Source organism: Bacteroides sp. 2_2_4 (assembly GCF_000157055.1).
Classification (GTDB): domain Bacteria; phylum Bacteroidota; class Bacteroidia; order Bacteroidales; family Bacteroidaceae; genus Bacteroides; species Bacteroides ovatus.
The window spans coordinates 313,953-324,366 of record NZ_EQ973356.1; the positions used below are offsets into that span (position 1 = coordinate 313,953).

Below are 10,414 nucleotides of genomic sequence, written 5' to 3' on the forward strand. Positions count from 1 at the left end.
AAGTACTTATAATTAAAAAAGTCATCCCTTCGTATTCTCTATATGCACATAGACAAATACGAAGGGATTAAATTATTTACTCAATGTTATTTGAAAAATATTTGAGTAACAAAAATAAAGAATTTACTACCTTAGAAAAAGATAACAGCATATATACAAGAACGATATTGTAGAATTTATAATTTCACCTTCACCTGCGATTTCTGATAAACTACCGGGATTTTCTTATCATTCACTTCTACAGACACAGGCTTCTTTGTGCTTCTAAAGGTGGTATTTATCTTCGGCTGTCCGTTTATCCAAAGATCAAGTTTCTTATCTTCTGCTTTCTGAATAACGAACAGCTTAGCCAATGATGAAAAGTAAGTTTCATTACCCCGTCTCAATGCACTTCCATAAGCAATAAAGAAGTCCTTAGCGTTCTTTGCTTCAGTACCTTCTGGGTAAGAAACTGCAAACATATAAGCATCTGTCATCCAGCCGTCGGGCATAATCCATGAATTACTGTGCATTAATCTTCCGTCCGCCAGTTGGTTGATATATAAATCGGTAATTTTACCTTTATGACGGATACGAAGCCCTATCCAGTCCTGCCCTTCACGTCTTTCCATTTGAGGCAGGTCTTTTTCATCGGGAGCGTCTTTCAGAATAATAGCTGTCAGTCCTTTCACACGGTTCACCTCGGCTGGTAAATGGAATGAATAATATTTTTCGGTTCCTTTCAAATCTTCCGTAGGAGCTTCTATTTCTTCCCAATATAAATCTTCGGGATAGTCGTGCACAAAATCGGACTTAGCCAGCATGCGGGGATATAAAGGACGGATGACTACTGAAGAATTTCCGTTTGTCACATTCACGTCAATGCCCGATTTCTTATAAGTTCCATTGGTATGCCATAACCATTCGAACTGTCCTACCTTATGTGTCTTCAAATCATCGATCATATAAATCACATTATCCATCCACAGGAAATGACGGAAGTTACGGCTGAAATTATTAGAGACAGGACCTGTTCCATTGGCCAAAACATATTTCACATTGCCCGCATCCAAGAGATGATAAAGATTTCCTCGCAAAGTAGAGCCGCTATACTGTTGTTCACGAGGTTGTCCCTCCCCGTTGAACAGGACTACATTATGTGCCTGGCTTTGAAAAAAATAGTTGCGATAGGCAGGATTGGGATACCAGCAGTTTCCTCCATCCTTGATAATATCAACGCCTTTATGAAAAACAATAAAGGAGTTGGCATCCGCATGGGAATGATTCCACGTATGACCGCTTTTCACAGCAAGCATCGTAGCATCCTTCTCCCAAGAAGTACGCATGGTGGCCCAACCGAAATCCGAGAATAGCTGTGAGGTTTTCAAATCGGGAGTTATGGGAGCTTTACTCAAATCAGGGGTATAGAGAAAGCCCATCGGACGATTCAGGAAAAATCCATCACGATGCTGTCCTTGCTCTACTTGGGCTATATACCACAGAATAGTCGGGTCTTTCAGTCCCAATGCATACAATAACATCATACTGGATTCTGCTGATACGTTCTTATGACTATCACCAAAATTCAAACTATGCAGCACACCTGTACGGGGATAGCATACTTGAGAAAAGTAGTTCGGAAGTTTTGCTAATTGGGGTATATCACCGGGATTTTGTCCCGGATGAGTGTTTATCCAGGCGATCCGAAACAAAAGAGCTTCCTGAATACCAAAATTTGCATAATTGAGACTTTCATACATTCCTCCGGCCTCATCAAAGCTCTTTGCTTTCTGCTGCAAGGCATCGCCTGCAAAGTCAAACCATTCGGGTAGTGATTCATGAAGTTGCTCCACCCAATCTTTTACTTCGGGAAGTTCATTCTGTAGGCTTAATGCTAATATTCCACCCTGGCATACACAAGAAGTCCACCAGTTATGTCCCATAGAATTCAAAGAATGGATACGGGTAGGTTCCAGCAGCCAGTCTCCCAATGCAGGTTCTACAGCCAATCGTTTCAAGCCTTCGGCAATCTTTTTTCTTTCCGAAGAAGACATTATATTATAAGCTGCATCATATCCTATGGCAGAAAGGAAACTCTTATGTGCCATGCCCAGTTGCGAACGCCAGGCAGGAATACGTGCCATCATTTCCATATCTCCCCAGGATTCGGCTTCCACAGCTTTCAAAAGAATCTCTTTGATTATATTTGCATACTCTTTATTATCCGTCATCAGATAGGCCAACGACAAATAATCCAACCGATTGAAATCTTTCTTTTGTAAGGCTTCATCGGCGGTTTTCTGAATATCCTCCCAGGCTTCCCGCAATTTCGGTTCATTCTGCATACGTTGTTTTACCTGCTGAATGCGTTGAGGGGTATACAAAAGTGAAGGATGATTTATCTTTTGTGCAGATACAAACGATGCTAATAATATTCCGATCAGGCATAGAACTATTTGTTTCATGATATTTATTGCTTTTTCATTTTACTGTTCAATATTGATTAAAAATTCTTCTAAAGCTGCATTGAATTCCTCCGGTCGCTCCATATTCATCATGTGCCCGCAATCCTCTATGATTTTCAGCTTTCCATTAGGTAGATATTCCAATATGGGAGGATTTTTTGAAAATTTGTTATCAGAAGAATGACCTTCTACAATTAAGGCAGGTACAGCAGGGTGACTCTTCTTCAATTCTTCAATAGCATCCAGCCCTGCTACTACCCGTACTTCTTTGTGTAGCGGTTGCCACGCATCCCATTCGTCAATCATCTGCCACAAAGGCACACGCATCCGTTCACGCTGGCTACTACCGGATTTCATTAATCCTTCAAACCACTCTTTCTTCATCACTTCCACTCCTTTCTTTTTCAGGGCAGCTATTTCGTCATCACGTACCTTTGCTTCCTCTTTAGTCATCGGTTCACTGGGACCTTTGGACTTTCGGATGTTTCCACTGGCTAAAAAAGCCGATAACATCCGGTCTGGGAAATACGCCAACATATCAGCAGTGATAAATCCCCCCAAAGAAAGTCCGACGATATGCGCTTTCTTGATGTGCAAAGAGTCCATCAAAGTAACCAGATCTTCAACATGCATAAATTGATAATCTTCTGTTTGGGAAGAAGAAATGCCGTATCCTCTTAAATCATAGCGAATGACATGATACTTTTTCGCAAACACTAAAAATTGCTCATCCCACATACGATGGTCAAGCGAATGACCGTGTACAAAGATGATCGGTTCACCCTGACCGGCTTCCTCATAGTATAGAGAGCCGTTTCCTACATTGATACGTCCTTGTTTGACAACCAATGGCTTACCTTTCAGTATTTCTGAAACGGTCCGTGAAATGACAGGGCTGCCAAAGAAAGAAGAAAAACCGTCTTCTTTAGCAGAAGAACCTGCTACATGGGAGATGAAGAATCCGTAAACTTTATCGTGTTTATTTATCCACGGATAAGCACCGGCCCATCCCGGTGAACTAATCTGATAAGCTTCACCTGTCTTTTTATCTATTAATTCACGCCATTCTCCTAATCCGTAGATTCCATTGTGGGATTGTCCCAGTCCTTTCGCTACATAATTATCCGAGTTATTCGAAGGGATTATGGCGCCTTTCACTTGGTCGGCCTGCATTTCTTTCACAGTTTCTGCTGATATAATTTGCTTGCCATTATACATTCCATCGTGATAAATCATGGACAGGAAGTGAAGATAATCATTCATTGTAGTACACAGTCCGCCCCCTAACATGGGTGCATGTCCGCCGTCCGTGTTGATTGGGGTAAAATGAGAGTTTTTCATTTCCAAAGGTTGCGCCAGCAGTTCTTGAAAAAGAGTCTCAAACTCCTCTCCCATCGCCACTTCTGCCATTCTTCCGGCAATTTGCATGGCAAGTCCACCATATTCAAAACGAGTGCCGGGAGTAAAGACTGTATCCAAAGGGAGAATTTCAGTGACTGCCGAATCCAAATGATTATAGTTATCTACACGGGGCTCGGGAAGATATGGACGTACTCCTGATGTATGGGATAATAATTGCCGGAGAAGAATCTTACCTTTAGCATCGTCTTTAAATTCCGGCAACCATTTTTCTACCGGATCATCCCATCCCAAATCAGTACGGTCTACCACCGCGCCTATGACAGCAGCCGCTACCCATTTTCCGGCAGAAGCGACATATACTTTTGTATCGGGTGTATAATCCCGATAGTTCTTCTGAAAAATGACGGTATCATTCTTCACTACACAAATGGATGCTCCGGGGTAATATCCCTTGTCTACCCATCCTTGGATAACAGAATCCAAAGAAGAGAAGTCATACCGACTTCCCTGACCGGATGATATTTTGCAAGAACCGGACAAAAAGCAGATACTTACAAAAGCGGCAATTAATAAACGATTATTCATTTCGTTGTTTACTATCTATTCTTCTGATTGTAAATCCCAATATACGACATAGCGCTGGCGATGCAAATCGTATAGCGGACGAATCACATCTCCTTGTTCTGTCGTAAACTTCAAATCACTTCCTACACGTTGCAAAGCACGTTCAGGGTGTTTCTTATCTAGTTTCAAAGAGGTACGCAAATGTGCTGGGACATGAAAATTATAGGTATAATAATCATTATAAAGAGCAGGATTTGAGAAAGGAGCAGGGGCTTGCATACCTTCAGTTCCCCGTTCTCCCGCCAATACCAACGGGCCATATAACAGGGCTGCCTTATCCGGGTTATCCGGAGTAGTTTCCAGTTTGATTTGCATCGGATAAGTAGCCGAGATTTGATCGCCATCTTTCCATTCACGGGTAATGGCAATATAAGAACCAGATTTCTGTTTTACAGATATTTTCTTACCATTCACCGAAACTTTTACATCCTTGCTCCACGAAGGATAGCGCAGATAAATAGTCGTGCGGACAGGATTTTCTGCCTGAAGAGTAAAACGTGTTGTTTCTTCCTGTGGGAATTCCGTTTCCTGACGGATTGTCAGTCCTTTTTCTTTCCAGGTTACCTGTGAAGGGATAAATAGATTTACATATATTCCCTGATTGTTATGGTAGTAGATGGCTTCTCCAAACTTTGCATGATTCTCAAATCCGCTACCGACACAACACCAAAAAGAGTTCTCTTTTGTGCTATACAGTTTATGAGACCCGGAAAGCAAAGGCAGAAAATAAGCTACCATACCTGTTTCAGGGTCTTGTTGTCCCAAGATGTGATTATACAATGCCCTTTCGTAATAATCCGCAATAGATGAATCGCCCGTCCAGCAGAAAAGATGGCGGCTAAGTTTGAGCATATTATAGGTACAACAAGTTTCTCCGGTATAGCCGGTCAGATGTTGGGATAACTTCTTCGGATCAAAGTAGTGTTCTTTGTCACTGCTACATCCCGGAGCAAAAGTATGATGGTCAATCATGGTGTGCCAGAAGAATTCCGATAGTTTCCTGCTTGTCTCGTTGCGGGTTAACTCGTAGTTGCGGGCTTCGGCTATCACTTTCGGGATGAAAGTATTGGTATGCTTCGTTCCCAAGTCATCACGAAGTTCTTTCAATGGGTCGATTACGTCATTGTGGTAGAAATATTCCGCCAGCCAGCGATAACGTTCATCTCCCGTTATTGAGTATAAATTATAGAATGACTCATTGATACCGCCAAATTCATTGCGGATCATAAGTTTACGTGTTTCTTCACTAAGGGGTTTCAATTTATTGTATGCCCAATCACCCATTCGGGTGACGATAGTCAATGCTTTCTTATTATCCGCATACAGATATTGATCTATCAGCCCGGAGAAAAGTTTGTGCAGAGTATACCAGGGAGCCCATACACCTTTTCCCTGAATATTCCGGTTTATCAGTTCTTCGGGCCAGGCACTCAAATACCCGTTTTTCAGTGCATTCTGCACTTCTTCCAATCCGTTAACCAAGCTATCGCCTTTCAGTTTGAATATCTCACTGCCGGTAGCTGCGTACATCAAACCAAGTGCCGAGAGCATGTGTCCGGTAGTATGTCCGCGAAGTTCGCAATCCAAAGATTCCCAACCACCCAGTTTCTTCACTGTCATATATCCGCCTTCACGTCCGGCAAATACACCGGCATTGGTACGGAAGCTATGTAGCAGACGATTCACATCTATTGACGTCATCCAGGCAGAATCCCGAAGCATATTATCACGGAAACGACTTGGCAACAGGCGAACATCTTTCAAATCAAAACTTTCCGCCTGAAGGGGAGCGACTGTTTCCTTTTTCAACTTTCCCTGATGTTGTCCGGGATATACAGATTGAGCTGACACTATACCCGATACTGTCAATGAACCAAACAAGATTACCGTAACTAAAACTTTCTTATTCATATTATTTCTATCTTTTATCTATAAGATACGAACAAGGTGCCTTAAACACTCAAAGCCACAAAATTATTTAATTAAGCTACAATTCTTTAATTTAAAGCCCACTTTCTTATAAAATTCATCTAAAACGTCCTATCTTTATTCCCCAAATTAAAGAAAGGAGCTACATGGATTTACGTACGGCAAATGTTACAAGATATATTCTTCCTCTGCGTGAGGGAGGCTCATTGCCTGCTCTAGCCGAAGCTGACGATGAATTTAAGTATGTAGTCAAATTCAGGGGGGCAGGACACGGAACAAAAGCGCTGATTGCCGAACTGATTGGTGGGGAGATAGCCCGTGCACTGGGTTTCAGAGTCCCCGAAATAGTTTTTCTGAATCTGGACGAGGCCTTCGGACGAACGGAAGCAGACGAAGAGATACAGGATTTACTTCAATGGAGTCGAGGACTGAATATGGGATTGCATTTCCTTTCCGGTTCGTTGACCTTTGATCCGATAGTACATCAAGTAGATGGAAAAACGGCTTCGCAAGTAGTATGGCTGGATGCCTTGCTGACTAACGTAGACCGTACCATTAAAAACACCAATATGTTGATATGGCACAAAGAACTATGGCTGATAGATCATGGGGCGTCCCTTTATTTCCACCATTCCTGGACTAACTGGCAAAAACAGGCACTGGTTCCTTTTGTACAGATAAAAGATCATGTATTATTACCGTTTGCCGATAGACTGGAAGAAGTAGATATCGAATTCAGACAGATATTGACTTCTGATAAAATCCGTGAGATAGTCAATGCTATTCCCGACGACTGGTTGAACTGGACAGAAGGCACAGAAACTCCACAGGATTTGAGAGACATTTATATTCGATTCTTAGAAGAAAGGATGAAACATTCCGAAACATTTGTAAATGAAGCGCAAAATGCAAGAAAGGCACTTATATGAATACGCAGTCATCCGTTTCGTTCCTAAAGTAGAACGGGAGGAGTTTATCAATATGGGGATTGTGTTGTTTTCCAAACAAGCCAAATACCTGAAATCCCTCTATACGATAGATGAGAACAAACTAAAACTGTTTTCTTCCGAACTGGATATGAATTGCCTGAAAGAAGGGTTACAGGTCTTTGACAAGATATGCATGGGAAATAAAGAGGGAGGAGCCATAGCCAATATGGATATTCCTGACAGATTTCGTTGGCTGACTGCAGTAAAAAGTTCCTGCATACAAGTATCTCGCCCACATCCGGGATTTTCTACTGATTTAGATAAGACTTTGGAAAGATTGTTCAAGGAATTAGTACTCTGATTCCTTGGACAATCTCTTTGTCAAACTAACGGGCAGTAATATAAAAGCTCTGTTCTACTGCTTCAGCAGTCTGCACTTTAGGTTCTCCGCTACGCCCATATTGCCAGGCTACCACTGTCACCTTTACCGGAAATTTTGCACGTGGGGGAATTTTAGTCAATGCCAGTTTATCTCCCTTTATCTCTGCCGGACCTTCTTTTACATAATAGTAAACCGGAAGGCCGGAGTCAGCAGTTCCATTTAAACTTATTTCTTTCACTGAAGCTTTTACATCGGATAGTTTCGGGAAAATTATACTTTGGGGTATCCCTTCCTTATTCCGGTAAGGAATACGAATCTCTACCTGCTGAACGGCACTCCGGTATTTATGATCCTGTTTTACGGAAGCCATCAGGCAGATGCCTCCTGTACGTTTAGGATTATCCAATCCCATCCGATAGAAACGAACAGTAAAAGTTGTATCATTCACCACTTCCACCGGACCGCAAATTCTCGACATTCGAATGGGATGCGTACTGTGTTCTTTTGAATATTCGTTCCTTAACGTATCTGTGTACACTGCTTTCAGGTGGAAAGTGACTCCGTCCGCTTCGGGTTGAAAAGAAGGAGACATACGTACATGGGATTTCGGATTGAAAGTTATCAGTTTTCCTTTTTGCTCAAAGCCGATATACTGCTCTGTCTTTCCACGCTCATTGGCGTAATATTTTTCTGTGGCATCTGCCATTTCCTTATCAAAATACCAAAACGCATGGTTCTTGTCTCCTTTATACTTATCATAGGAAGCGGCTTCGGCTGTAGGCTTTTCATTCTTTCGCCAACGGTCTGCCAGCCAGCCATTCTTTGCTTCTACCGGAATTAACTGAATCGGAGCATCCAATGACGAATGCTCCGGCAACCGATATTCCACTGTCTTTTTCAGAAAGAGAGAAAGATAATCAATCAATTCATCGGATATGTCGAAATGTCCGTGTCCTGCATCAGCAAGAAATGAAAGGGGAGCATTCGGATATTCACGACGATAATCGAAAGAGGTTATCAACCGGTCTTCCCACCATTCGTCCTCTCCCATTACCATTAATGAGGGGATACCTTCAATCGTACGGGTTCCCCAATCCAAATTCGCACGCCCGTAACCCGTCAAATGAGTTCTGGGAGAATCACCGTGAATAGAGAGTACGGCCAATGTACGTTCAGGATTCCAGGCGGCAAAGTTCCACGGATAAGTAGCCATTGCCGAGTGTCCGATGGGTATAACCGGGGCAAACTCCAGTTCTGTATATCCGCTTATTTCAGACAAGTTCTTCATCATTGTTTCAAAGATTTGTTGGGTACCTTTTGTCACGTCCCAGCGTTGGTCTATTCCGGGAGTGATCCATATCTCTGCAATTCCCAGTTTGCCCATATTCTTCCGAAATTCAGGATGCTCGAAAATTGTTTCTTCGGTCATATTGTGTTGCCCGATGATGACGGCACGGACTTGTTTACAGTTTTCCGGTATCCATAGATAGGCAGAAGGGTGGGCGTTTGTCTCTTCTGAAATCAGCTCTTTTATTTCCACTGACCATTGCCAGGGGGCTGCTGCCACCTTAGCAACCTGCATGAATAATGACAACAATACAACAAGAAAATATTTATTCATAATGCTTCTTTTAATTGATTTAACTTCCTATACTACGAATATGAAGAACAAAATACTCAAAAAACGACTATATAATAGTAGATATTAAATGCAAAGATAGAGTTATCCGTAAAAAAGGTAGCAAAACCCGTAATCTATATAAAAACAGATTACCTTTTACAGACTAACTTTGTATAGAGGAAATAAAGATAATAAAAACATTAGAATACGCTTTTATTTTAATAATATACTCGATTATGGAAAAAGTAAAATTGAACAATGGCATTGAAATGCCTATTTTAGGTTATGGTGTTTATCAGGTTACGCCTGAAGAGTGTGAACGTTGCGTGTCGGATGCAATCAGTGTGGGCTATCGTTCTATTGATACGGCACAAGCCTATCATAACGAAGAAGGTGTTGGAAATGCAATCAGTAAATGCGGCGTACCACGTGGGGAACTGTTCATCACTACAAAAGTATGGATTTCAAATGCCGGTTACGAAAAAGCTAAAGCTTCTATTGATGAATCACTTCACAAATTAAAAAGTGATTATATAGACTTACTGCTCATTCATCAGCCATTCGGTGATTATTATGGAACTTACCGGGCTATGGAGGAAGCATATAAGGCTGGTAAACTCCGTGCAATCGGTGTCAGCAACTTCTATCCTGACCGCTTTATAGACTTGGCAGAATTCTGTGAAATTACTCCTGCCGTCAATCAGGTAGAGACACACGTTTTCAACCAACAGATAAAGTTGCAGGAAGTAATGAAAGAATATGGTACTAAAATTATGTCATGGGGACCGTTTGCTGAAGGACGAAACGACTTCTTTACCAACCCGACTCTCCAGGAAATCGGTAAAGAATATGGCAAATCAGTGGCACAGGTCGCACTGCGTTATCTGATTCAACGCAATATCATCGTGATTCCTAAATCGACTCATAAAGAACGTATGATTGAGAATTTCAATATTTTCGATTTTTCGTTAACACCGGACGATATGGCGGCTATCGCTGCGCTTGATACAGCTAAAACACTCTTTTTCTCCCACTATGATCCGGAGATGGTGAAGTGGTTGATTAATTATGGTAAATAGTGGTAAGTAGTAAATCCCAATAAAGACTACAAATGGGAATTTAG

7 protein-coding genes are annotated in these 10,414 nt (G+C 41.8%); 3 read left to right on the forward strand and 4 right to left on the reverse strand.

Annotation, left to right across the window (positions count from 1 at the left end):
* Window positions 1-176 precede the first annotated feature (176 nt).
* The 3 genes from BSCG_RS22895 to BSCG_RS22885 are packed head-to-tail and all read right to left on the reverse strand — an operon-like array spanning window position 177 to window position 6,341.
* Window positions 177-2,444 carry a heparinase II/III family protein gene (locus BSCG_RS22895; RefSeq protein WP_008774951.1) on the reverse strand — a complete coding sequence of 756 codons (2,268 nt, stop codon included), beginning with the start codon at window positions 2,442-2,444 and terminating at the stop codon, window positions 177-179.
* Between the two features lie 21 nt (window positions 2,445-2,465).
* Entirely contained in the window at window positions 2,466-4,391 is a 1,926-nt protein-coding gene (locus tag BSCG_RS22890) for an alpha/beta fold hydrolase (protein WP_004325497.1), read from the reverse strand.
* A gap of 15 nt (window positions 4,392-4,406) precedes the next feature.
* On the reverse strand, window positions 4,407-6,341 hold the full coding sequence (locus BSCG_RS22885) for a glycoside hydrolase family 127 protein (protein WP_008774953.1): 1,935 nt from the start codon (window positions 6,339-6,341) through the stop codon (window positions 4,407-4,409).
* A 164-nt stretch (window positions 6,342-6,505) separates the two neighbouring features.
* On the opposite strand from BSCG_RS22885, the gene BSCG_RS22880 reads away from it, so the two are divergent.
* The gene (locus BSCG_RS22880; RefSeq protein ID WP_004308580.1) at window positions 6,506-7,288 is read left to right on the forward strand and encodes a HipA family kinase; all 783 of its coding nucleotides are present in this window, start codon (window positions 6,506-6,508) and stop codon (window positions 7,286-7,288) included.
* On the forward strand, window positions 7,266-7,649 hold the full coding sequence (locus tag BSCG_RS22875) for a DUF3037 domain-containing protein (protein WP_004305884.1): 384 nt from the start codon (window positions 7,266-7,268) through the stop codon (window positions 7,647-7,649). Before BSCG_RS22880 ends, BSCG_RS22875 begins: the two co-directional genes overlap by 23 nt.
* A 25-nt stretch (window positions 7,650-7,674) precedes the next feature.
* Here BSCG_RS22875 and BSCG_RS22870 read toward each other — a convergent pair whose 3' ends face one another.
* The gene (locus BSCG_RS22870; RefSeq protein WP_004308579.1) at window positions 7,675-9,291 is read right to left on the reverse strand and encodes an alpha/beta fold hydrolase; all 1,617 of its coding nucleotides are present in this window, start codon (window positions 9,289-9,291) and stop codon (window positions 7,675-7,677) included.
* A 236-nt stretch (window positions 9,292-9,527) separates the two neighbouring features.
* Here BSCG_RS22870 and BSCG_RS22865 point away from each other — a divergent pair, with 236 nt between their 5' ends.
* Window positions 9,528-10,370 (forward strand): aldo/keto reductase, encoded by an 843-nt coding sequence (locus BSCG_RS22865; RefSeq protein ID WP_008774954.1) that lies wholly within the window; start codon window positions 9,528-9,530, stop codon window positions 10,368-10,370.
* The last annotated feature ends 44 nt before the right edge of the window (window positions 10,371-10,414 follow it).

What these genes read in the sequence shown, in the direction of transcription:
- BSCG_RS22895 (WP_008774951.1), bottom strand. Translation starts at nt 2,444, where the DNA reads ATGAAACAAATAGTTCTATGCCTGATCGGAATATTATTAGCATCGTTT.
- BSCG_RS22890 (WP_004325497.1), bottom strand. Translation starts at nt 4,391, where the DNA reads ATGAATAATCGTTTATTAATTGCCGCTTTTGTAAGTATCTGCTTTTTG.
- BSCG_RS22885 (WP_008774953.1), bottom strand. Translation starts at nt 6,341, where the DNA reads ATGAATAAGAAAGTTTTAGTTACGGTAATCTTGTTTGGTTCATTGACA.
- BSCG_RS22880 (WP_004308580.1), top strand. Translation starts at nt 6,506, where the DNA reads ATGGATTTACGTACGGCAAATGTTACAAGATATATTCTTCCTCTGCGT.
- BSCG_RS22875 (WP_004305884.1), top strand. Translation starts at nt 7,266, where the DNA reads ATGCAAGAAAGGCACTTATATGAATACGCAGTCATCCGTTTCGTTCCT.
- BSCG_RS22870 (WP_004308579.1), bottom strand. Translation starts at nt 9,291, where the DNA reads ATGAATAAATATTTTCTTGTTGTATTGTTGTCATTATTCATGCAGGTT.
- BSCG_RS22865 (WP_008774954.1), top strand. Translation starts at nt 9,528, where the DNA reads ATGGAAAAAGTAAAATTGAACAATGGCATTGAAATGCCTATTTTAGGT.